This window comes from Kitasatospora sp. NPDC059795, assembly GCF_042732175.1.
In the GTDB taxonomy this organism is placed as follows: Bacteria; Actinomycetota; Actinomycetes; order Streptomycetales; family Streptomycetaceae; genus Kitasatospora.
This window is the reverse complement of sequence record NZ_JBHWID010000005.1, coordinates 215,542-238,767: the sequence shown is the minus strand read 5'-3', so window position 1 is coordinate 238,767 and position 23,226 is coordinate 215,542. Positions and strand designations below refer to the sequence as shown.

The window sequence follows — 23,226 nt, the reverse complement described above, 5'->3', positions numbered from 1 at the left end:
CCTCCCATGGAACGGGCCACCCTCTTGAGCAGCCTCGCCGCGCGCGGAACCGACACCGCTCCGCAGCGACTCGCCGACCTTGCCGTCGAACTCGACATCCCGGCCGCCGACCTTCTTGTCGTCGCGGGCCACCCGGTGCCGGCGGACCTCCTTCCCCCGGAGCGTGACGCCAAGGTCATGAGGGAGTTCGCCTACCGCGTCAGTCACTCCGGCCACTCGCAACTGACCGCGCTGGAGGCCTTCGCTCGTTCGTTGCCCCGCGTGGACGCTCCCGGGGCCTTCGTGGAACCCGCCTGGCCGTCCCGGCGGCCCGCCGAGAGCAGGTTCGCCGCCGTGCTCGGCGGGTTGATCCGCAATCGCGGCTTCGGGCTCTACGAACTGCCGTTCATGGGACTGTCCCGCAGCTCGTTGCTCGGGATGGTGTGGCGCTGGGACCCCAGTCCGCACCGCCGGCACCAGCTGTGTGCCGTCGCCGGGCTGCTGGGTTGGAGCCTGCCCGATCTGTTCGCGGTGGGCGACGAGCCGTACTCGCCGGAGTTCCGCCCGGTGCTGCACTGCCACCACCTCGGGCGGGTCTTCGCGGCGGCCGTCCCCTTGACCACCGCTCAGCTGGTCGAGACCGCGCAGGAGGCGGATCGACTGAGCCCGCGTGGGGACCACGGCGTATGGCAACCCGTCTCGCAGGGCTTTGCCGAGGAGTGCCCGGACCTCCCCTGACGGCAGGGGCCGTCTTGGTGCCGGTGCCGAGCCCCGCCCTTCTGGAGCGGCTCCGGCGTCATCGTCGCGGCAGGCCGTCGGCGGCGGCCCGGCGCGGAGTGGGGGCTTCGCTCCGGCCGGGCGTTCACCACGCTTGGCACCGTCACCGTCACCGTCACCGTGGGCGGGGCACCGCCGGCCTGGGGCGGCTGGTGGTGCCCGGCGCTTCCGGTTGGCGTCGTCCGAGTACCGGTCAGGCCGGGATGGTGTAACTGTCGCCGTAGACCTTCCAGTTCAGGGGCGGCCGCAGGTCGAGGTTGCCGGCCTGGAGGAACACCCGCTGTGCGGTGTCGATTCTGGAGGTGTTGCGGTTCGGGTCGGCGGCCAGCATGTAGGCCTTGCGGGCGTCCAGGAAGGCGTTCAGGAACGCGGTCTCGTCGCCGCCCGTGGCCGGGGTCCTGGCCTTGCCCAGTGCGGCGGTGCGGATGGTGGCGAAGCCGACCGGGCCGTGCACGACGAGCGCGTCGTAGTAGGCGAACTGGCCGAGCGCGTGCAGCCCGTCCGTCTTCGCCTGCTGCACTGACGGGGTGAAGTACTGCCGGTCGCGTTCCTCGTTCTGCGCCTGCTGGAGCAGCGGGTCCTGCGCGGCGAGCCGCCAGTCGCCGACGAAGGTCGGGTCGAGGCCCTGGTGCGAGGCGCTGCCGTCGAGCGCGGCCAGCGCGGGCAGGTACTTGGCCAGGATGTTGTTCGGCTTCAGCGCGGTGTAGCGGGTGATGACGTCCGCCAGGTCGCCGGTGCCGGAGCAGAAGCCGATGATGCCGGCGGTGTAGCCGTTGCCGTCGCCGATGTCCTCGACGTACGGGTACTGGGAGCGCCAGTCGAGGGTGGAGTTCTCCGCACTGGAGACCAGCTCCTGCGCGTACTCCTTCCAGCGCGGGTCGGTGAGGTCCGGCCGTACGGCGGTCGAGGCGGTCGCGGTGGGCGTCGGGGAGGGCGTCGGCGTCGGGGAGAACTGGGCCAGGACGGACGAGATGCCGGAGGGGAGCGCGGTGGCGCCGGCCGGTGCGGGCCGGAACGGGGCAACGGCCGTGGGCGAGCCGGTCGGCGAAGTGGACGCCGCAGCGGGGGAGTTGGACGCGCCGGCGGATATCGACGCCGGGGCCCCGGCGTGCCGGGCGGCGGCCGATTCGCCCGGGGCGCCGGCCGCGGCGAGGCCGGTGGTCATCGTCGCGACCACCCCCACCGCCAGCGCCACCTGGACGGGGCGCGGCCGTCCACCGGTTCTGCTTGCTCCGCTCTGCATGGGAATTCGGCTCCGTTTTCTGTCGGTGACCGCCCCGCCCGGGGGAGCGGGGCCGCAGTGGTCCGACCGGCGGCTGCCGCGCGGCCGGGGTTCCTCCCACCGAAAGCGGAGCATCCGAATCCGGACCGGGGCCTGACGCTACCTCAGTCCCGGGCCGGTGTCTGCCCGGATCGCCCGATCACCCGGGCACTCGCCCACCCGGGCACCCGCCCGGATCGCCCGATCACCCGGGCACTCACCCACCCGGGCACTCGCCCGGATCGCGGTCGGCCCGAGGGAGGCCCGCGAGCGGGCGGCCGGCAGGGGTGGGCAGCACCCTCAGAGGGAGTCGAGGTCGCGGATCCGGGGGACCGGCGAGACCAGCAGCCACAGGGCGGACAGCGCGCCGCCCACCGCGGCGACGAGCAGCGCGGGGCGGAGGCCGAACGCAGTGGCGAGCAGGCCGCCGGTGAGCGCGCCGAGCGGGCGGATGCCGTAGTTGACGGTGGCGAACGCGCCGGAGACGCGGCTGCGCAGGTCGTCCGGGATGACGGCGGCCTGCAGGGAGTTGAGGTTGATGTCGAACAGCATGACGCCCAGCGCGGACAGGAACTCGGCCGCCGCCAGCACCCCCGCCCGGGCCCAGCCGGGGCCGTCCGCCGCCGCCAGCAGGGCGATCGGGGCGGGAAAGAGGACCGAGCCGAGGACGATCGTGCGGCCGAGGCCGAGGCGGCGGGACACCGCCGGGGCGAGCAGCGCGCCGAGCAGGCCCCCGGTCGCGCCGAGGCCGAACGCCGCGCCGATGGTGCCCGCCGAGAGGCCGAGCGTGCGTCCGGCGAACAGCAGTACCAGGCCGTAGCCGAGGAAGGTGAAGAAGTTGACGGTGGTGCAGCAGCCCAGACTCGCCCGCAGGACGGGGTGGCGCACCACGAACCGCAGGCCCGCGCGGGCCCGGGACAGCATCGGCTCACCGTCGGTCGCCGCCTCCGACACCCCCCGGATGCGGCCGATCAGCAGCGCCGATGCGAGGAAGGACAGCGCGTCCACCAGCACCGCGACGGGCGCGGTCAGCGCCTGCACCAGTGCCCCGCCGAGCGCCGGTCCGGCGATCTGCGCGGCCGAACGGGTGGTGCTCAGCCTGCTGTTGGCCGCGAGGTAGGCGGAGCGCGGCACCAGGTGTGCGAAGAACGGCGCGTACGCGTTGTTGAACAGCACCCCGGCCGCGCCCGTCACCACCGCCACCGCATACAGCTGACCCAGCGTCACCGCGCCCGCCAGCGCTGCCAGCGGCAGCGAGGCCAGGGCCGCCGCCCGGACGAGGTCGGCGACCACCAGCAGCCGGCGCCGGTCGGCGCGGCCGTCCACCCAGGCGCCCAGGAACACCGCCAGCACGTTCGGCGCCCAGAGCAGCGCCGTCAACTCGGCGACCTGCGCGGTGGAGGCGCGCAGCGCCGTGACGGCGATCAGTGGGAGGGCCAACTCCGTTATTCGGTCGCCGAATTGGGAGACCGCCTGGCCGGCCCAGAAGCGTCGGAAGCGACGGTCACCCCGCAGTGCACGGGCGGCCGGAGACCGGGTCGCGGTGGTCACTCCTCGCCCTCCGGCAGGGTGTAGCGCATCAGTCGGACCGGGCGGGCGTCGGCCGGCCAGTCGCCGGCGTCGCGGTGCACGTACGGCGCGAGCAGGCGCTCCACCGCGTCGGCGAGTTCGGCGAGTTCGGCGGGGGAGAGGACGACGCGGGTGTCGGCCAGGCCGCCGAGGCGTCGCCACTCCGTCGGCAGGCCCGGCTCGACCTCGGTGATCCAGCGCGTCGGCAGGTCAGCGGAGCGCAGGAACATCTGCTGCGAGAGCGCCCGCGCGGCCGCACCGCCCTCGCCGTCGTCCGTCGGCGCGAACCGGAACCCGCGCCCCACGGCCTCCCACCGCCGCGTCCGCCGATCCGTCCCGGGCTCCGCGTCCCGCACCAGCCCGAACTCCGCGAGGTGCCGCAGATGCCAACTGGTCACCGTCGGCGTCGCCCCCACGTGCGGTGCCAACTCGCTTGCCGTGGCTGCCCCATGACGGTTCAGCCGTTCCAGCACGGCCAGCCGTACGGGGTGGGCGAGGGCGCGCATCGCCCGGGGATCGGTGAGTTCGACATCGCCGAGCGGGTTCTCCGGATTCATTCCTGAGAGTGTCCTCTCACACTTTCTGAGAGTCAACTCTCAGATCCCCGGCGACGATGGGAGCCGACCGGTGGGGTCGGCGGGCCGGCGGGGGTCGGGCCCTGACGGCGAGTCAGAGGGACCCTTGTGCGTCCCTTGTGGGGTCGGCGAGGGCATGTCGGCAGGGGTGTCGGTGGATCTAGCGTCCTGCCCGCCGAGCTGAAACCGGTCGCGACGCCACACCCCATCGGTGTCGTCGGCCGTCCCCCATCAACCCCGGCTCGGTGGGAGGAATACCCGATGAACCGCAAGACCGCTCTGGCGGCAGCCGTTGCGGCGGCCCTCACCCTGGGCACCGCCGCTCTGGCCACGTCGCAGAACGTCGCGCAGGCCAGCGCCGCCGCACAGCCCGGCGCCGGGTTCCAGGCGATGAGCACGATCGGCCGGCAGGCCGCGCTGGACCAGGCCGGCAAGGAGGCCGCCGAGACGGCGAAGGCGCTGGGCCTGGGCCCGGACGAGCGCCTGGTGGCCAAGGACGTGCTGGTCGAGAACGACGGTGCGCGGCACGTCCGGTACGACCGCACCTACCGGGGCCTGCCGGTGGTCGGCGGCGACCTGGTCGTGCACCGCGCGAAGAACGGCAAGCTCACCTCCACCACCTGGGCCCACGACGGCGCGCTCAAGGTCGCCGGGGCCACCCCCAAGCTGTCCACGCAGGACGCGTCGAAGGCCGCCGAGCGCAGCGCCAAGCACGTCAAGCAGGCCCGCACCACCAACCTCGACAGCAGCCAGCTGGTGGTCTGGGCGGTCGGCAAGGTCCCGGTGCTGGCGTACCGCAGCACCGTCACCGGCGCGGGCGAGGCCGGCGCCAACACCCGCGAGGCGGTCCTCGTCGACGCGGCCAGCGGCGCCGTCCTCGACCAGTACGAGGTCAACCCGGAGATCTCCGGCACCGGCAACGGCGTCAACGTCGGCCAGGTCACCCTGGAGACCAGCCAGGGCGGCAGCGGCTACACGCTGACCGACGCGCTGCACGGCTCCACGGTCGTCTACGACTCGTACAACAGCCCGCAGTCGAACCCGGCGCAGAACGCCCGCACCTTCAGCAAGTCCACCAACTCCTGGGGCAACGGCTCGACTTCGAGCCGCGAGAGCGCCGCCGTGGACGCCTCCTACGGTCTCGGCAAGACCTGGGACTACTACAAGAACACCTTCAACCGCAGCGGCATCCGCAACGACGGCCGCGGCGCGCCCGCCTACGTGCACGTCGACAACCAGCTGCTGAACGCGTTCTACGACGACAGCTGCTTCTGCATGTCCTTCGGCGACGGCTCCTCGCAGAACGGCAACACGCCGCTGACCGCGCTGGACGTCTCCGGCCACGAGATGAGCCACGGCGTCACCGCCGCCACCGCCAACCTCAACTACTCGGGCGAGTCCGGCGGCCTCAACGAGGCCACCTCCGACATCTTCGGCACCATGGTCGAGTTCTACGCCAACAACACCACCGACCCCGGTGACTACTACATCGGCGAGAAGCTCCACATGGGCAACGGCTACCTGCGCCGGATGGACAACCCGGCCGCCGACGGCAACTCGCTGTCCTGCTACAGCAGCCGGGCCGGCCAGGTCGACGTGCACTACTCGTCCGGCATCGGCAACCACTTCTTCTACCTGACCGCCGAGGGCACCGGCGCCAAGACCATCGGCGGCCTGCCGCACAACGGCACCCCGTGCAACGGCGACACCTTCAGCGGCATCGGCAAGGACAAGGCCGCGGCGATCTGGTACCGCGCCCTGTCCACCTACATGACCTCCACCACCAACTACTCCTCGGCGCGCACCGCCACCCTGCAGGCCGCCGCCGACCTGTACGGCGCCAACTCGCAGGAGCGGTACATCGTTTCGAAGGCGTGGGCGGCCGTCTCGCTCGGCACCGCGCTGCCCGACCCGGGCGGCTCCACCTCCTCCCCGAGCCCGTCCCCGAGCGGCTCGCCGACCGGCAACCCCAACCCCGGGAACGCCCTCACCAACGGCGACTTCGAGCAGGGCGCCACCGGCTGGACGCAGAGTGCCAACGACATCACCAACTCCAACCAGCAGACCCCGCACGGCGGTTCGTGGTACGCGTGGATGATGGGCTACGGCTCCGCCGCCACCGAGACCCTCTCGCAGAACAACATCGCCGTCCCGGCCACCGGCAGCCCGAAGCTCACCTTCTGGCTCAAGGTCACCACCCAGGAGACCGGCTCGACCGCGTACGACACCCTCAAGGTCAACCTCAACGGCACCACCGTCGCGACGTACTCCAACGCCAACGCCGGCGCCGGCTACGTCCAGAAGACCGTCGACCTCAGCGCCTACCGCGGCCAGACCGTCAACCTCCAGTTCGCCGGCCAAGAGGACGCCTACCTGTCCACCCTCTTCCTGATCGACGACGTCTCCGTCGGCTGACCCCGACGGCCCCCGACCGGGACCCAACCCGGCAGCCTTAAAGGGGACTTAACGCAGGGTCGTGAAGGTGTCGTGTTCATGTGACACCCTCGCGCAACCCGGTCGGAGGCGGCACACTGACCGCCATGACCGGCATCCTCCCCGGCCCGGCCGGACCCGCCAGCACCACGGCAGGTCCGGCCGAGCCCGCACTCGTCGACCGTGCGAACCTGCTCGCCGACATCCGCTCCACCCTTGCCGCCACCGGCGGCGCCCTGCTCCACGGCCCGGCCGGCATCGGCAAGACCGCACTGCTCGACGCACTCGCCCGGGAAGCCCACGCGGCAGGGGAGCCGGTCCTGCGCAGCAGCCCCACCGCGGCCGAGGCGGACCTGCCGCACCTCGCCCTGATCGACCTCCTCGGCGAGACCCTTCCCGCGCTCGCCGAGGAACTCCCCAGCCACCTGCGCCAGGCCCTCGAATGCGCGCTGCTGCACCGCGCCCCCCAACCCGGCACCCCCACCGACCCGTTGGCCGTCCGGGTCGCCGTACTGGAGACCCTGCGCCGACTCGCCGCCCGCGGCCCCGTGCTCGTCCTGCTCGACGACACCCAGTGGCTCGACGAGGCCAGCCGCCAGGTCATCGCCTTCGCCGCCCGCCGCCTCACCGACCGCCGGGTCCGCTTCGCCGTCACCGAACGCACCGAACACGCCGACACCGCCCCCACCATGGGCGCGCTCTGCCCGCCCGCCGCCCGCGACCTCCCCGTCGGACCGCTCGGCGAACGCGGCACCGGCGCCCTGCTGCGCGAACGCCTCGGCCTGCGCCTCAGCGGCCTCACACTCAGCCGCGTGCACGCCGTCAGCGGCGGAAACCCCTACTACGCCCTGGAGTTGGGGCGCTCACTGGCCGCCGGCGGCAGCGACGCCGCACTCGCCACCGACCCCGCCCGCCCGCTCGACGTCCCGCACCGGCTGCGCGCCCTGGTCTCCGCCCGCCTCACCGAACTCCCCGACTCCGCCCGCGCCGCCCTCACCGTCCTCGCCGCCGCCCGCCCCGGCACCGCCCTGCCCGCCACCGTCACCGAACCCCTCGCCGCCGCCCGCCGCCACCGCATCATCCGCCAAACCCCGTTCGGCACACCCCAGTTCGGACACCCGCTGATCGCCGAAGTGGTCCTCGCCGACGCCACCCCCGCCGCCCTGCGCGACGCCCACCGCCTGCTCGCCGCCCTCACCGCCGACCCCGTCGAACAGGTCCGCCACCAGGCCCTCGCCGCCGAACACCCCGACCCCCACCTCGCGTCCCGCCTCACCCGCGCCGCCGACACCGCCCTCACCCGCGGCGCCCCCGGCACCGCCGCCGAACTCCTCCGCCACGCCGCCCACCACACCCCCGACCCCGACACCGCCGGACGCCGCCTGCTCGCCGCCGCCCGCAACGCCGCCGCCGCCGGCCTCCCCGACCTCGCCCGCGCCTGCGCCGAAACCCTGCTCGGCGCCCCCGCCGCCGACCTGCGCGTCCACGCCCGCCTGCTGCTCACCCGCCTGCTCGGCCCCGACCACCCCGACGCCGAAACCCTGCTCACCGACGCCGCCGACGACACCGGCGGCCACCCCGCCCTCACCGCCGCCGTCCACCAGGAACGCGCCGTCCGCGCCCTGCACCGCGGCGACCGCACCGAGGGCTTCGCCGAACTCGAAACCGCCGAGAAGTACGCCGACCACGCCGACAACCCCGACCTGCTCGTCGAACTCCTCGCCCTGCGCGCCCCCATCACCCTGCTCACCGACCCCGCCCACGGCCTCGCCCTGCTCGAACGCGGCTGCCGCCTCGCCGCCGGCCGGCCCCCCACCGCCGCCGCCGTCCTGTGCCGCGAAGGCCTCGCCGTCGCCGCCCTGCGCAGCGGCGACACCCCCCGCGCCCTCGCCGAGGTCGAAACCCTCCGCGCCGAGATCGACGCCTCCGGCCGCACCGAGGACCTCGCCAACGTCCTCTACATCGCCGCCTCCGTCTATGAGCGCGCCGGCCGCTGCACCGAGGCCTACGACGCCGGCCGCGCCGCCCACGACCTGCGCGAACGCATCGAACCCACCCCCGGCCCGGCCCGCGTCCTCGGCGGCGCCGCCGAACTGAACGGCGGCACCGCCGAACGCGCCGCCCACCTCCTCGACTCCGCGATCCGCGCCGCCGAGGACGACCACGACCACGAATGGCTCGCCTACGCCCACGGCCTGCGCGGCCGCGCCGCACTCCTCCTCGGCCACCTCCCGACCGCCGTCCACCACCTCACCCACTGCCAACTCCTGCTCCGGCGCATGCAGTTCACCGACCCCAGCCTCTTCCTGGTGGACGCCGACCTCGCGGAGGCCCGCGCCCTCTCCGGCCACCCCGCCGACGCCGCCGCCACCCTCGCCGACGCCCGCGACCGCGCCGCCCGCCTCGGCCGCGACGTCGTCCTCCTCGGCCTGCACCGCGCCGAAGCCCACCTCACCGCCCTCACCGACCCCCGCCACGCCGCGGACACGCTGCGCTCGCTGCTCCCCGCCGCCCACCCCTACCCCCTCGAACTCGCCCGCGCCCACCTGGCGTTGGGCACCCTCGAACGCCGCGCCCGCCGCCGCGCCGCCGCCCGCACCGCCTTCCAGGACGCCCACGCCCGCTACACCGCCGCCGGCTGCCTGCCCTGGATGCGGCACACCGAGAACGCCCTCGCCTCCCTGGACGCACTGGAAGCCGACCCGACCCCCACCCAGCAGCAGATCCTCGGCCTCGTCCGCAGCGGCGCGACGAACCGCGAGATCGCAGCGACACTCCACCTCTCGGTGAAGGCCGTGGAGGCGAACCTCACCCGCCTGTTCCGCCAGTACGGCGTGCGGGGGCGCACGGAGCTGGCCAAGTATCAGGATTAGCAGGGCTGTTGGTCAGTCGACGATGACGCCGCCGAGTCGGACGATGGCCGCGAGAGTGTCCTCGTCGAACCCGCAGTCCCGCGAGAACCGGGCGCCGCGCAGCCGGTCGGTGAGCGCGACCTGGTGCAGTACCTCGCCGGTGCGGAAGTCGAGCAGCCAGAGCTCGCCCAGGTGCGTGACGGCGGCGAGGCGCTCACCGGCCGGGTCGGCCCAGATCCCGTCCGCCCTGCTGCCGATCGCGCGCTCCCAGATCGGCACGCGACCATCGGCCGCCATCGACCAAGCGGTGAGCCGCCCGCCCTGGGCGAGCACCGCCTGCCCGACGGCCGCGCGGAACACGAAGCCGTCGAGGACGGAGTCCGGGTCGACCGTCAGCGGCAGACCGTCAGGACTGACGAGCGTCTGCTCGGCGACTCCGTCGACCGCCATGACAGGACGCCCATCGAGGACGAGCAGGTGGCAGTGCCCGGAACCCACCTGGATGATGCGGTCGGAGTCGTCACCGAGCTCCACCACCGCGACGGTCCGCCAGCCGCCGACCGCGTCACTGTCGGCGACGACGTACGACACCTGCGGTCCGAGCGCCAGGAGACCGACCCGGAAGTGGCCGGCGAGGATCACCCAGCCGTTGGCTTCGACGGGGATCGTGGAGTCCTCGACCACGCGGCCGTTCTCCGGGTCGTAGATGCGGCCGTCCGTCGGGTCCATCAGGAGCCGGCGGCCACGCCACCGCAGGGGCACCAGCAGCGTATCCGGGTACTCGACGTCGTTCATGGGGCGACCCGATCGCGAGTCGACCAGCTGCCCGCCGGCGAAGTCGGACAACCACCAGGCGGCCTCGCTCCACTCGTGGACCGTCAGCGAGCGGGGGATCTCGAACCGCAGGGGCGGCTCGGACAGCAGGCCGTCGGGCCAGTGCAGCGCCGTACGGCTGTTGCAGGCAGCGAGGGCCCCGTCCGGCGTGAGCAGGCAGCTCCAGAGACCGGCAGTCCAGAGGACGGTCGGAGAGAGAAGTGCCCCCGTCAGATCGGCGCCCGCGAGGTCGGCGCCGAACAGGAGCGCCTCGGCCAGATTCGCGCCGCGCAGGTCCGCGCCCGCCAGCGACAGCGGGCGGCCGTTCACCCGTCGGGCCTCGAACTCGGTCAGGTCCAGTCCGGCCAGCGGGGCATCCACCAGATTGCCGTCGGCCGCGGCCAGCAGGTGCAGGCAGTTGAGCACTGGCCTGCCGGGGCTGCTCGCGCGGGCCAGCTCCAGCAGCCGGGCACGGTGGTCCGGGTGCTCGCGCACCATGGTCGCCAGGAGATCGAGAACCGTCTCGTTCAGCATCTGCGCACCGAACGTCTCGGCCAGCACCCCCACCGGCTCGGGTACGAACGCGGCCAGTCCGGGCAGGCTCCCGTCCGCGCCGCGCGCCCCGAAGTGCTGGGACCACGACCGGGAGTCGTTGTCCTCCGCTGCACCGGGGACCCGGACGGCGTCCAGGAAGTCGCCCGTCAGCAGGCCGAGTTCACCCGCGAACTTCAACGCGACCAGAAACTCCAGCAGTGATTTGTGCGACGGTCCGTAGTCGCCCTCCGCGTTGCGTACCAGCATGCCCTGGTTCCGCATGTCATGTTCCCAGAAGTCCAGGTCTGCGTCGCGCTGCACCACCGGACCGAAGAACGAGCGCAACCGGCCGGGGAAGTCACGGTAGTTGAGGACGAGTCGCTCGGTGGAGAGCATCTCCCAGGCGACCTCGCAGAGGAAGTACACCTTGTCGGCGCGGGAGGTGAAGGTCCGTTCGGCGTGGATGTCGCGATCCATCTTGCGGCACACCGCGTACAGATAGATCCGGGCGAGGTCGATCTCCGCCCCCTGCTCGATCTCGGGCAGTGCCTCGATCACCAGCTCGGACATCAGCGGACGCCGCATCAGCCCGCGCAGGGCGGGGTGCTCCATGATCTCGCGGGCCTTGTCCTTCGGCAGCCGGCATCGGAGCATCCGCTCGATCTGCTCGTCGTCGAACTCGACGAGTTGGACGATCTCGAAGGTCGGCCCGCCCGTCGTCACGCCGTGCCCGGCCGTGGAGATCTTCGCGCCGAACAGGTCGCGCGCCTCCCGGTCGTCCCGGAAGTGCTCCTTGCGGCTGCTCAACAGCACCTTCGCGCCCTGGTCGACCGCCGACGCCAGCGACCAGAAGTTCGCCACCACCGTGTTGCGGTCCGCCCGCGCGGCCATCTCGTCGAAGCCGTCGAAGATCAGCAGCAGCCGGCCCATCCGGTTGAGCACCCGGACCACCTCGGCGCTGCGCAGGTTCACCTGGTGCTTGTCGAAGAAGAACTCCGCCAGCAGCCCCTCCACCCGGGTCTGCTTGACGTAGTCGCGCAGCGGTATCAGCAGCGGCAGCCGGGGGCGGGGCACGCCGCGGCGTTTGGCGTCCCGCCAGGCCTGCACCATGGTGTAGGCCAGGTGCAGCGCGAACCACGACTTCCCCATGCCGAACTCGCCCAGAACGGAGAGGTGTTGCTTGGTGGGATCGTCCAGCCAACGGGCCACGAAGTCGTCCAGGCCGCCGTCCTGCCAGTGGTAGCGGCTGGTGGCGATCGGCTGCCCGCTGGCCGGGTCGATCTCGCTCTTCTCGCAGGACTGCGGCACGTAGCGGGTGTCGATGCCGCGCCGCCGCACCTCTTCCTCGACCCACGCGAGGTACGGCTCGAAGTCGGCCTCCAGGTCGATGAGTTCGTCGAACGAGTAGCAGTACATGCGGCTGCCATCTGCGGCCGCCATGGCCCGGGCCGCCGCGCTGACCCGTAGCCGGGCGATGCCCCATCCCTCCTGGGCCTTGGTCGAATCCACCAGTTCGGCAAGGGTGTTCAGGTGATGCGGGCCCAACTCGTCCGCCACGCACAGCATCACGATCGGGATGCGTCCTCGGAAGTTCGGAATGTCGACCCGCAGCGCGACCGCGTCCTCACCGACGGACCACTTCCGCAGGACGTCGTACCTGACCGCCCGGAACCACTCCTCCGCGTCCTGGGCCAGCCGCTGCGCCGGCGTCAGCTCGGCGCGGCCGGGCTCGATGCGCAGCCGGCGGCCCTCCTCCTCGTCCCGGGTCCGGTCGGCGGTCCTGACGAACTTCTTGACCATCTCCTCGAACCGCACCTCGTGCGGCGCCCTGGTCCGGTCGACCACCTGCTCGAACGTGGCGGCGAACGCGTCGACGTGCTCCTCGAAGCCGTGTGCCAGGTGCCCGAACTCGCCGGTCTCCCGGTTCCGTTCGACCGCCTCCGCGACCTCCCGGCGCACCCGCGCCAGGTCCCGGGCCTCGAACGACCGGCGGAACGAGTCGATCACGTACTGGTCGCGGAAGACGGCGAGCACCGACTCGGCGCGGTCCGCGCAGTACTCGATCAGCGCGTACGCGTAGATGCCGTCGAAGTCCCTCGGCGGCTTTCGCGGATCCAGCCGGACGGCCTTCAGCGCCCGCAGCACCCGCTCCTGCCGCATCGCCGCATCCGTCAGCGGCTTCGCGACCACTTTCCCGAGTACGCCCGCCGCCGTCGCGATCACCGACATCCCACTGCCCCCTTGCTCCCGCACGTCCCCGCCCGCACCCTACCGGCCCGGAGCTGGGCCACGACTCCCGTTGAGGTAGGCCGAGTTGAGGTGGCGGGCCGGTCGTGATGACTGATCGTCAGGAAGGTGATCCGGGCGCCGTCCTCACGGATGCGAATCGGCTGTACGTTCGATAGTGCGGGCAAATTCCTGACGGATGGTCAGCTGTACGTATCTCCGGCGAATCCGCACCCTTGGAAGCGCCTCCCGCCCCCGAGTGGGCGCCCCTCAAGGGTGAACCTTCGAGGGGCTCCGGCCCGGCGGGCGCAAGGGCTCCTGATGTGGCGTCAGGCCCACACGGACGCACGGTCCCTTTGCGGGCCTCCGGAACCCGTGGCGTCCTGGAACAGGCAGGGGCAACCACTGTGCCCCGCCAAGAACCGACCTACTCGGAGGAGAAACATCATGCGTGCCATCAAGCGTGTCCTGGCCGTCGGCGCCATCGCTGCCCCCCTCGTGATCGGCTGCGCCGGACTCGCCGCCGCCGACGAGCCGAGCGCCCACTTCAGCCAGAGCCAGTTCGTGGCGAACGAGGACGGCGCCGGTGAGGCCGGCGTCTCCTCCGTCGTCTCGCCGGACTGCGTCGAGCACATCAAGGGCTGGGTCTGGTCCGGCGACGAGGGCGTCACCGGCTCCTTCTCCGACTCCGGCGCGCACTTCTAAGCCCACAGGCTGACGCTCCGCTCATCCGGTGCCCGGCGGGAACCCCACCCGCCGGGCACCGCTGTGTGGCTACGGGCGGTAGGGGCCGTGGCACGATGGGCCTCATGAGCGACGAACCCCGCCCCCTGCTGGTGGACCGCACGCCCTTCCCGGACGGAATCGACGAGCGCCTGCGGGCCCAACTGACCTTCCTGGTCGAGATCGACCAGCTCAAGACGATCCTGCGGCAGTCGCCGCTGGTGGCCGCCGAGCGGCGGGAGAACGACGCCGAGCACTCCTGGCACCTGGCGATGATGGTGACCGTCCTCGCGGAGTACGCGGACGAGCCGATCGACACCGGCCACACCGTCCAACTCGTGCTGCTGCACGACCTGGTGGAGATCTACGCCGGTGACACGCCGCTGTACGACACGGCGGCGGGCGTCGACCAGGAGGCGCGGGAGGCGGCGGCCGCGGGCGAGCTGTTCGGGCTGCTGCCGAAGGAACAGGCGCTGCGGATGCGGGAGTTGTGGGACGAGTTCGAGGCGCGGCGCACGCCGGAGGCGCGGTTCGCGAAGGCGATGGACCGCTTGCAGCCGCTGCTGCTCAACTGGATGGCGCAGGGCGGTACTTGGCGCACCCCGGGAGTGACGGCGGACGACGTCCGGGCGCGCAAGGCGGTGATCGGTGACGCGTCGGCGGCGCTGTGGGAGGCCGGGCGGCGACTGATCGACGAGGGCGAGCGCCGCGGCTGGTCCCGCAAGGGCGGCGGGCAGAGCTGAACGGCGCCGGCCGTGAGGGTGCCGGGGACGGATCGGCACCCTCACGGCCGGACGCGAAAGGTCAGCCGATCTTCACGTCGTCGACCAGGAAGGTCGTCGCGAGCGACGCGTCCTCCTGGCCGGCGAACTGGAGGTTGACGGTCTGGCCGCGGTAGGCGCTGAGGTCGACGGTCTTCTGGACGTAGCCGGCGCCGGCGTTGGCGTTGGAGTAGGTGGCCAGGGTGGTGCCGTTGAGGTTGACCTTGAGGGTGTCGTACGCGGTCGAGCCGGTCTCCTGGGTGGTGACCTTGAGCCAGAAGGTGAGCTTCGGGCTGCCGGTGGCCGGGACGGCGATGTTGTTCTGCGAGAGGGTCTCGGTGGCGGCGGAGCCGTAGCCCATCATCCACGCGTACCACGAACCGCCGTGCGGGGTCTGCTGGTTGGAGTTGGTGATGTCGTTGGCGCTCTGCGTCCAGCCGGTGGCGCCCTGCTCGAAGCCGCCGTTGACCAGCGCGTTGCCCGAACCGGGCGTGCCGGTCGGGGACGGGGTGGGCGTCGGGGTCGGGGTGGAGCCGCCCGGGTCAGGCAGTGCGGTGCCGAGCGAGACGGCCGCCCACGCCTTCGAAACGATGTACTGCTCCTGCGAGTTGGCGCCGTACAGGTCGGCGGCGGCCTGCAGGGTGGCGGTGCGGGCCGCGGCGTAGTCGGTGGTGGAGGTCATGTAGGTGGACAGGGCGCGGTACCAGATGGCCGCGGCCTTGTCCTTGCCGATGCCGGCGAAGGTGTCGCCGTTGCAGGTGGTGCCGTTGTGCGGCAGGCCGCCGATGGTCTTGGCGCCGGTGCCCTCGGCGGTCAGGTAGAAGAAGTGGTTGCCGATGCCGGAGGAGTAGTGCACGTCCACCGAGCCCGCGTTGCTGTTGTAGCAGCCCAGCGAGCTGCCGTCGAGCGTCGGGTCGTCCATCCGGCGCAGGTAGCCATTGCCCATGTTGAGCTTCTCGCCGATGTAGTAATTCCCGGGATTGACCGGGTCGTTGGCGTAGAACTCGACCATGGTGCCCATGATGTCGCTGGTGGACTCGTTGAGGCCGCCGGACTCGCCGGAGTAGTTCAGGTTGGCGGTGGCGGCGGTGACGCCGTGCGTCATCTCGTGGCCGGAGACGTCCAGTGCGGTCAGCGGCGTGTTGTTGTTCTGGGAGGAGCCGTCGCCGAAGGACATGCAGAAGCAGCTGTCGTCGTAGAACGCGTTCAGCAGCTGGTTGTCGACGTGCACGTAGGCGGGCGCGCCGCGGCCGTCGTTGCGGATGCCGCTGCGGTTGAAGGTGTTCTTGTAGTAGTCCCAGGTCTTGGCGAGGCCGAACGAGGCGTCCACGGCGGCGCTTTCGCGGTTCGCGGCGGTGCCGTCGCCCCAGCTGTCGGTGGACTTGCTGAACGGCTGGGCGTTCTGCGCGGGGTTCGACTGCGGGCTGTTGTTGGAGTCGTAGACGACCGTGGAGCCGTGCAGGCCGTCGGTCAGCGTGTAGTTGCCGCTGCCGTCCTGGCTGGTCTCCAGGGTGACCTGGCCGACGTTGACGCCGTCGCCGCTGCCGGAGATGCCCTGCTCGACCGGGTAACTGTCCAGCACCGCACCGGTGTTGGCGTCGAGCAGGACGGCTTCCTGGGAACCCGCACCGGCCTCGCCCGCACCCGTCACGGTGGTCCGGTAGGCGAGCACCGGGGTCTTGCCGGCCGCCGCCCAGACCACCAGCTTGCTGCTGTCGAGATTGGTGGTGCGGGCCTGCTTGACGTGCTTGGCGCTGCGCTCGGCGGCCTTCGACGCGTCCTGGGTGGACAGCTTCGGCGTCACCCCGGCGACCGTGATCGCGCCCTGGTGGGCCCAACTCGTCGACGTGAGCTTGCCGTTCTTCGCGCGGTGGACGACCAGGTCGCCGCCGAGCACCGGCAGGCCCCGGTAGGTGCGGTCGTACCGGACGTGCCGCGCACCGTCGTTGTCGACCAACACGTCCTTGGCCACCAGGCGCTCGTCCGGGCCCAGGCCCAGCGCCTTCGCCGTCTCGGCGGCCTCCTTGCCGGCCTGGTCCAGCGCGGCCTGCCGGCCGATCGTGCTCATCGACTGGAACCCGGCGCCGGGCTGTGCGGCGGCGCTGGCCTGCGCGACGTTCTGCGACGTGGCCAGTGCGGCGGTGCCCAGGGTGAGGGCCGCCGCAACGGCTGCCGCCAGAGCGGTCTTGCGGTTCATCGCGTTTCCTCCCACCGAGCCGGGTTGACGGGGGGACGGCCGACGACACCGAAGGGGTGTGGTGTCGCGGCGGGAATCGGCTCGGCGGCAGGACGCTAGATCCGCCGGAAGCCCTTGCGACATGTCCGCGTCGAACGGCAAGGGAATCGCAAGGGGAAAGCAAGGGGGAATGCCGCACCGGCGTAGGGTGGGTCCGATCCGACGCACCGTCAGTAAAGCGACGGGAAAAGGAAGTTGTCGGACGATTCAAGGTACCCCAGGAGGCGATTCGAGCACAAGGACTCTTGGCGTCGGCAATGCTCACACCTGGGAGGACCGGGGGCCGATGCGGGGGCGGAAGAGGCCTGCGGATGGCGTGGGAGGCGGTGGTGACGGTCCGCTCGGGAATGCGACTGGGCGGGAATTGCGCGACATTCCGCGCGCGTCAGGGGAGTTGACTTTCGAGCTCGGCGAGGTGGGCGGCGAGAATCTCCTCGAACGCGGCGGGGCGGTCCGCGCCGAGCGGGCGAATTGGGCAGGGCGTTCGGATTCGGCGTCGACCACGGCGACGCGGAACTGCTCCGTGGCCTGCTCGTGCTCGCTGGCGGTGATGCCGGACCCGGGTGCGGTGGTCGAGTGGCAGACCTCCGCGCTGCCCGGGCGCGACCTGCCGGTGCGGGTGTACCGGCCGGCCGTGACGAGGGAGCCGCTGCCGCTGGTGGTCCACGTGCACGGCGGCGGGTTCCCCGGGACGGCGGCGCAGTGCGACTGGACCAGCAGCCGCCCCGCGGCCCGACTGCCCGCCCTTGTCGGCTCGGTCGAGTACCGCCGGCTTGCCCCCGGCGGCACGCTCGCGCACGCCGCCGACGGCTGGGACGCCTTCGTCCACGTGCTGCGGCGCGCCGAGCGGTGGGGTGTCGACCCGGTGCGCAGGGCCTGCGGATCAGGGCGCAGGTCCTGGTCAACGCGGTGGTGGACGTCACCGGGCGATGTCCGACCACGCGTCCGTGGCCGAGTACGCGGACCGCCCGGGCCGGGCCCTGGCGCTGCTGCGGCTCCGTCAGCGGCTGGCCGTCCCGCCGGGCATCGACGCCGACGCCCTGTCGCCGCTGCACGCGGACGACCTGGGCGAGTCGCGCCGACGCTCGTGGTGGTGCCGACCCGCGACGCCGTCGGCGACCACGGACGGCGCTAACCCGAGCGGCTGCGGCGGGCGGGGACGGCCGTGCGGCTCTCCGAGTGCCCGGGCGCGAAGCGCGCGTTCCTCACCCTGCCCAGGCTCGAACCGCAGGCCGGGGCCGCGGAGGCGGAGATCCTGGCGTTCCTCCGTGCGGCGCCGGCGAGCTGGCGCTGCGTCAGACCCGGTCGAGCGGCCGGTGCGGCCCGTCCGGCAGGGTGACGGTGACGGAGTCGCCGGGCCGGACCGGGCCGCCGGCGCGGACGATGCCCATGATGCCCGCTCGGCGGACGATCGCGCCGTTCTCGTCGCGGCCGACGACCTGCTTCAGCAGCCCGTGCTGGAAGTTGTCGATCTGCGCACACGGGTTGCGCAGGCCGGTGACCTCCACCACCGCCTCCGCCCCGAGGCGCAGCAGCGCACCGACCGGCAGACCCAGCAGGTCCAGCCCGCGGGTGGTGACGTTCTCGCCCAACTCGCCCGGAGCGACCGCGAATCCGGCCTCGGCGAGCTCGTCGAACAGCTCGGCCTGGATCAGGTGGACCTGACGGAGGTTCGGCACGGTCGGGTCCTGGGCCACCCGGGAGCGGTGCTTGACGGTCACGCCCGCGTGCACGTCCCCCTCGACGCCGAGGCCTTCGAGCAGCCGGATCGCGTCCCGGTTGGGCTTGGTGAACGAGTACTCGCCGTTGCTGCTGACCGCCAAAACAGTGCCGGACATCCGGACCACCTCTCGCTGTAACGATGTTCCGTGCAGCCACCCTATGCGTGGCCGGGGGCCGGTGGAAGGGTCGTCCGGCTCGCGGACCGGGGTCAGTCGGGAGGCAGCAGCCGGGTGCCCGGGGGGAGGGAGCCGGCGCGGTCGGCTTCGACGAGGTAGGCGAGCAGGGCGCCGCGGAAGGCGTCCGCGGCGTGGGTGAGGGGGAGGTCGCGGCCGTGGGCGAGGGCGATGGTGCGGCCGAGGCCGGGTGGGGCGAAGGGGGCGGCGTGCAGGCCGGAGCGGGCGGCGACCATGCCGGGGACGACGGCGGGGCCGAGGCCGGCCCGGACGGCGGCGAGGACGGCGTCCATCTCGCCGCCCTCGACGGCGTAGGAGGGCTCGAAGCCGGCGGCCCGGCACGCGGCGAGCGTGGTCTCGCGGACGTCGTAGCCCTCGCGGAACATCACCAGGCCCCGCCCGCGCAGGTCGGTGATCCGGGCCCGGCGGCGGGGGAGCGGCTCGGCGGAGACCAGCACCAGGTCCTCGTGCAGCAGCGGCGTGACGGACAGCGCGGCGGGCGCGGCCGACGGCGCGGCGATGATCAGGGCGAGGTCGAGTTCGCCGGCCTCCAGGTCGCGGACCAGGTCGCGCGAGCCGCCCTCGGTCAGGCGCAGGTCCACCCCGGGGTGCAGCGCCCGGTAGGCGCGCAGCACCTCGGGCACCAGGCTGGCGCAGAGCGAGGGCGGCGCCCCGAACCGGACCCGGCCCCGGCGCAGCTGCACCGTCTCGGCGACGGCCCGCCGGGCGCTCTCCGCGTCGGCCAGGATGCGCCGGGCCAGCGGCAGCAGCGCCTGTCCGGCGTCGGTCAGCGAGGTGCCGGAGCGCGAGCGGTGGAACAGCTCCGCGCCCAACTCCCGTTCCAGCGAGCGGATTTGTTGCGAGAGTGACGGTTGTGACACGTGGGTCAGCTCGGCGGCCCGGGTGAAGTGCCGGGCGTCGGCGACCGCGACGAAGTAGGCGAGCTGCTGCAACTGCACACCGGCCATCATAGGCATCGCCTATCGTCGGCAGCGCTTTCATGTCTTGGACACGGCCTGCACGGCCGTCCTACCGTCATGCCCATGGCTTCTGCTACCCGGACAAACCGGGTGAACCGGAATCCCGCCCCCGGTCGGACCCCCGAGACCCCCGGTCCTGGGCGGCGCCCGTCCAAGGCGGCGGCACTGTGGCGCAGCTCCGTCGGCAAGAAGGCGGTGATGGCCGTCAGCGGGCTGGTGATGCTCGCCTACCTGGTGGCCCACATGCTCGGCAACCTCAAGGTGTTCTTCGGCCCCGACGACCTCAACGGCTACGCGCACTGGCTGCGCACCATCGGCGAGCCGGTGCTGCACCACGGCTGGTTCCTGTGGCTGGCCCGGCCCGCCCTGCTGGCGGCCGTGGTCGCGCACGGCGTCGCCGCCTACCAGCTGAGCCGCCGCGACCTGAAGGCCCGCCCGCAGCAGTACGCGCACCGCCGCCGGCAGAGCACGTACGCGACCCGGACGATGCGCTGGGGCGGGGTGATCCTCGGTCTGTTCATCGTCTGGCACATCCTCGACCTGACCACCCTGACGGTGAACCCGCTCGCCGAGGAGGGGCACCCGTACCAGAACATCGTGGCCTCGTTCTCCACCTGGTACGGCGGCGGGATCTACTGCCTGGCGATGCTCGCGCTCGGGCTGCACGTCCGGCACGGGTTCTGGAGCGCCGCGCAGACCCTCGGCGTCAACAACCCGCGCCGCGACCGGGCGTTGAAGCTCGCCGCGAACGGGCTGGCGCTGCTGCTGACGGCCGGCTTCCTGTCGGTGCCGGTCGCCGTGATGGCGGGACTGGTCCGATGAGCCACGACGACACCAACGCCGGAGAGGCCCCGATGAGCTACCTCGACTACACCGTCGGCGCGCCGGTCGCCGACACCCGGGCCCCGGCCGGGCCGATCGAACAGCGGTGGGACCAGCGGCGGTTCGAGGCCAAGCTGGTCAACCCGGCCAACCGCCGCAAGCACACCGTGATCGTGGTCGGCACCGGCCTGGCCGGCGGCGCGGCCGGTGCCACGCTCGCCGAACAGGGCTACCACGTCGTGCAGTTCTGCTTCCAGGACTCCCCGCGCCGGGCCCACTCGATCGCCGCCCAGGGCGGCATCAACGCCGCGAAGAACTACCGCAACGACGGCGACTCGATCCGCCGACTGTTCTACGACACCGTCAAGGGCGGCGACTTCCGCGCCCGCGAGTCCAACGTGCACCGGCTGGCGCAGGTCTCGGTGGAGATCATCGACCAGTGCGTGGCGCAGGGCGTCCCGTTCGCCCGCGAGTACGGCGGCCTGCTCGACACCCGCTCCTTCGGCGGCGTCCAGGTCTCCCGCACCTTCTACGCCCGCGGCCAGACCGGCCAGCAGCTGCTGCTCGGCGCCTACCAGGCGCTGTCCCGCCAAATCGCCGCCGGGAACGTCGAGTTGCACGCCCGCACCGAGATGCTCGACCTGATCGTGATCGACGGCCGGGCCCGCGGCATCGTCGCCCGCGACCTGGTCACCGGCGAGATCCGCACCCACCTGGCGGACGCCGTGGTGCTGGCCACCGGCGGCTACGGCAACGTCTTCTACCTCTCCACGAACGCCAAGAACTCGAACGCCACGGCCATTTGGCGCGCGCACCGGCGCGGCGCGTACTTCGCCAACCCGTGCTTCACGCAGATCCACCCGACCTGCATTCCGCGCTCCGGCGACCACCAGTCCAAGCTGACGCTGATGAGCGAGTCGCTGCGCAACGACGGCCGGATCTGGGTGCCGAAGGCCAAGGGCGACACCCGGCCGCCCGGGCAGATCCCCGAGGACGAGCGGGACTACTACCTGGAGCGGATCTACCCGGCGTTCGGCAACCTGGTGCCCCGCGACATCGCCTCCCGCGCCGCCAAGGTGGTCTGCGACGAGGGCCGCGGCGTCGGCCCCGGCGGCCAGGGCGTGTACCTGGACTTCGCGGACGCCGTCGCCCGCCTCGGCCGGGACGCCGTCGAGGCCAAGTACGGCAACCTGTTCGAGATGTACGAGCGGATCACCGCCGAGGACCCGTACCGGGTGCCGATGCGGATCTACCCGGCGATCCACTACACGATGGGCGGGCTGTGGGTCGACTACGACCTGCAGACCACCATTCCGGGCCTGTTCGCGATCGGCGAGGCCAACTTCTCCGACCACGGCGCGAACCGGCTCGGCGCCAGCGCCCTGATGCAGGGCCTCGCCGACGGCTACTTCGTGCTGCCGCCCACCCTCAACGACTACCTGGGCCGCACGCCGCTGCCGCCCGTCCCCGACGACCACCCCCAACTCGCCGAGGTGGAGGCCGAGGTGACCGACCGCCTGCACCTGATCCTCGCGGTGGACGGCGACCGCACCCCCGACTCCTTCCACCGCGAACTCGGCGAACTCCTGTGGGACAACTGCGGGATGGCCCGCGACGAGGCCGGCCTGCGGCGCGCGCTGGCCCGGATCCCCGCACTGCGCGAGGAGTTCTGGCGGCGGATCAAGGTCCCCGGCACCGGCGCCGAGCTCAACCAGGCGCTGGAGAAGGCGAATCGACTCGTCGACTACTTCGAACTCGCCGAACTGATGTGCCTGGACGCGCTGCACCGCGGCGAGTCCTGCGGCGGCCACTTCCGCACCGAGTCCGCCACGCCCGACGGCGAAGCCGCCCGCCGGGACGAGGAGTTCAGCTACGCCGCCGCCTGGGAGTACACCGGCGACGCACCCGTCCTGCACAAGGAAGAGCTCGTCTTCGAGCACGTCCACCCCACCCAGCGGAGCTACGCGTGAACCTCACCCTGCGCATCTGGCGCCAGCAAGGCCCGGACACCCCGGGCGAGATGACCGTCTACCAGGTGTCCGGCATCAGCGAGGACATGTCCTTCCTGGAGATGCTGGACACCCTCAACGAGGAACTCATCCTGCGCGGCGATCGGCCCGTTGCCTTCGACCACGACTGCCGCGAAGGCATCTGCGGCGCCTGCGGCATGGTCATCAACGGCCAGGCCCACGGCCCCGAACGCACCACCACCTGCCAGCTGCACATGCGGCACTTCAACGACGGCGACACCATCGACGTCGAACCCTGGCGGGCCGGCGCGTTCCCCGTGGTCCGGGACCTGGTGGTGGACCGCTCCGCGCTGGACCGGATCATCGGCTCCGGCGGCTACATCACCGCGCCCACCGGCTCCGCGCCCGAGGCGCACGCCACCGCCGTCCCCAAGGAGGCCGCCGACCTCGCCTTCGAGCACGCCGAGTGCATCGGCTGCGGGGCCTGCGTCGCCGCCTGCCCCAACGGCTCGGCGATGCTGTTCACCGCCGCCAAGGTCGTCCACCTCAACGTCCTCCCGCAGGGCGCGCCCGAACGCGCCTCGCGGGTACGGAACATGGTGAGCGCGATGGACGCCGAAGGGTTCGGCGGCTGCACCAACACCGGCGAGTGCGCCACCGCCTGCCCCAAGGGCATCCCGCTGACCGGGATCGCCCGACTCAACCGCGAATTCCTGCGAAGCTGACCGGCTCGCCGTACAGCCGCCCCTGGTAGACCTCCGGAACACCGGGCTGCTCGGGCGGGAGCGCGAAGGCCCCACCAACTCGGCCAGCAGGTCGA

15 protein-coding genes and 1 pseudogene are annotated in these 23,226 nt (G+C 72.3%); 8 read left to right on the top strand and 8 right to left on the bottom strand.

Annotation, left to right across the window (positions count from 1 at the left end; all coding sequences use genetic code 11):
• Positions 1–6: 6 nt before the first annotated feature.
• Positions 7–717 (top strand): hypothetical protein, encoded by a 711-nt coding sequence (locus ACFV4P_RS13030; RefSeq protein ID WP_380470371.1) that lies wholly within the window; start codon positions 7–9, stop codon positions 715–717.
• Between the two features lie 232 nt (positions 718–949).
• Here ACFV4P_RS13030 and ACFV4P_RS13025 read toward each other — a convergent pair whose 3' ends face one another.
• The 3 genes from ACFV4P_RS13025 to ACFV4P_RS13015 all read right to left on the bottom strand — a co-directional run bounded on the left by ACFV4P_RS13025 (position 950) and on the right by ACFV4P_RS13015 (position 4,143).
• On the bottom strand, positions 950–1,729 hold the full coding sequence (locus ACFV4P_RS13025; RefSeq protein ID WP_380470762.1) for a chitosanase: 780 nt from the start codon (positions 1,727–1,729) through the stop codon (positions 950–952).
• A 588-nt stretch (positions 1,730–2,317) separates the two neighbouring features.
• Positions 2,318–3,568, bottom strand: a complete 1,251-nt coding sequence (locus ACFV4P_RS13020) for an MFS transporter (RefSeq protein ID WP_380470369.1) — start codon at positions 3,566–3,568, stop codon at positions 2,318–2,320.
• On the bottom strand, positions 3,565–4,143 hold the full coding sequence (locus ACFV4P_RS13015) for an ArsR/SmtB family transcription factor (RefSeq protein ID WP_380470367.1): 579 nt from the start codon (positions 4,141–4,143) through the stop codon (positions 3,565–3,567). Before ACFV4P_RS13015 ends, ACFV4P_RS13020 begins: the two co-directional genes overlap by 4 nt.
• Positions 4,144–4,422: 279 nt before the next feature.
• Here ACFV4P_RS13015 and ACFV4P_RS13010 point away from each other — a divergent pair, with 279 nt between their 5' ends.
• Positions 4,423–6,576, top strand: a complete 2,154-nt coding sequence (locus ACFV4P_RS13010; protein ID WP_380470365.1) for a M4 family metallopeptidase — start codon at positions 4,423–4,425, stop codon at positions 6,574–6,576.
• A 125-nt stretch (positions 6,577–6,701) separates the two neighbouring features.
• The gene (locus tag ACFV4P_RS13005; protein ID WP_380470363.1) at positions 6,702–9,467 is read left to right on the top strand and encodes an AAA family ATPase; all 2,766 of its coding nucleotides are present in this window, start codon (positions 6,702–6,704) and stop codon (positions 9,465–9,467) included.
• 12 nt (positions 9,468–9,479) lie between these two features.
• Here ACFV4P_RS13005 and ACFV4P_RS13000 read toward each other — a convergent pair whose 3' ends face one another.
• Entirely contained in the window at positions 9,480–13,022 is a 3,543-nt protein-coding gene (locus tag ACFV4P_RS13000; protein ID WP_380470362.1) for an NACHT domain-containing protein, read from the bottom strand.
• Between the two features lie 444 nt (positions 13,023–13,466).
• Here ACFV4P_RS13000 and ACFV4P_RS12995 point away from each other — a divergent pair, with 444 nt between their 5' ends.
• Positions 13,467–13,724 carry a hypothetical protein gene (locus ACFV4P_RS12995; protein ID WP_380470360.1) on the top strand — a complete coding sequence of 86 codons (258 nt, stop codon included), beginning with the start codon at positions 13,467–13,469 and terminating at the stop codon, positions 13,722–13,724.
• Positions 13,725–13,828: 104 nt separating this feature from the next.
• Positions 13,829–14,485, top strand: a complete 657-nt coding sequence (locus ACFV4P_RS12990) for an HD family hydrolase (RefSeq protein WP_380470358.1) — start codon at positions 13,829–13,831, stop codon at positions 14,483–14,485.
• 61 nt (positions 14,486–14,546) lie between these two features.
• On the opposite strand, the gene ACFV4P_RS12985 is transcribed toward ACFV4P_RS12990, so the two are convergent.
• The 4 genes and pseudogenes from ACFV4P_RS12985 to ACFV4P_RS12970 form a co-directional block, all read right to left on the bottom strand.
• The gene (locus tag ACFV4P_RS12985; protein WP_380470356.1) at positions 14,547–16,700 is read right to left on the bottom strand and encodes a M4 family metallopeptidase; all 2,154 of its coding nucleotides are present in this window, start codon (positions 16,698–16,700) and stop codon (positions 14,547–14,549) included.
• 424 nt (positions 16,701–17,124) lie between these two features.
• Positions 17,125–17,306, bottom strand: a pseudogene (locus ACFV4P_RS12980) (TetR/AcrR family transcriptional regulator); the annotation flags it as partial.
• A 728-nt stretch (positions 17,307–18,034) separates the two neighbouring features.
• Positions 18,035–18,577, bottom strand: coding sequence for an MOSC domain-containing protein (locus ACFV4P_RS12975; RefSeq protein ID WP_380470354.1), 543 nt, complete (start codon positions 18,575–18,577; stop codon positions 18,035–18,037).
• Between the two features lie 92 nt (positions 18,578–18,669).
• Positions 18,670–19,593, bottom strand: coding sequence for a LysR family transcriptional regulator (locus tag ACFV4P_RS12970; RefSeq protein ID WP_380470352.1), 924 nt, complete (start codon positions 19,591–19,593; stop codon positions 18,670–18,672).
• A gap of 84 nt (positions 19,594–19,677) precedes the next feature.
• On the opposite strand from ACFV4P_RS12970, the gene ACFV4P_RS12965 reads away from it, so the two are divergent.
• From ACFV4P_RS12965 to ACFV4P_RS12955, 3 genes are read left to right on the top strand one after another with little or no spacing between them, the layout of a single operon-like run.
• Positions 19,678–20,436, top strand: a complete 759-nt coding sequence (locus ACFV4P_RS12965) for a succinate dehydrogenase cytochrome b subunit (RefSeq protein ID WP_380470350.1) — start codon at positions 19,678–19,680, stop codon at positions 20,434–20,436.
• A 32-nt stretch (positions 20,437–20,468) separates the two neighbouring features.
• On the top strand, positions 20,469–22,406 hold the full coding sequence (locus ACFV4P_RS12960) for a fumarate reductase/succinate dehydrogenase flavoprotein subunit (RefSeq protein WP_380470760.1): 1,938 nt from the start codon (positions 20,469–20,471) through the stop codon (positions 22,404–22,406).
• Positions 22,403–23,131 (top strand): succinate dehydrogenase/fumarate reductase iron-sulfur subunit, encoded by a 729-nt coding sequence (locus ACFV4P_RS12955; RefSeq protein ID WP_380470348.1) that lies wholly within the window; start codon positions 22,403–22,405, stop codon positions 23,129–23,131. Before ACFV4P_RS12960 ends, ACFV4P_RS12955 begins: the two co-directional genes overlap by 4 nt.
• Positions 23,132–23,226: the final 95 nt, after the last annotated feature.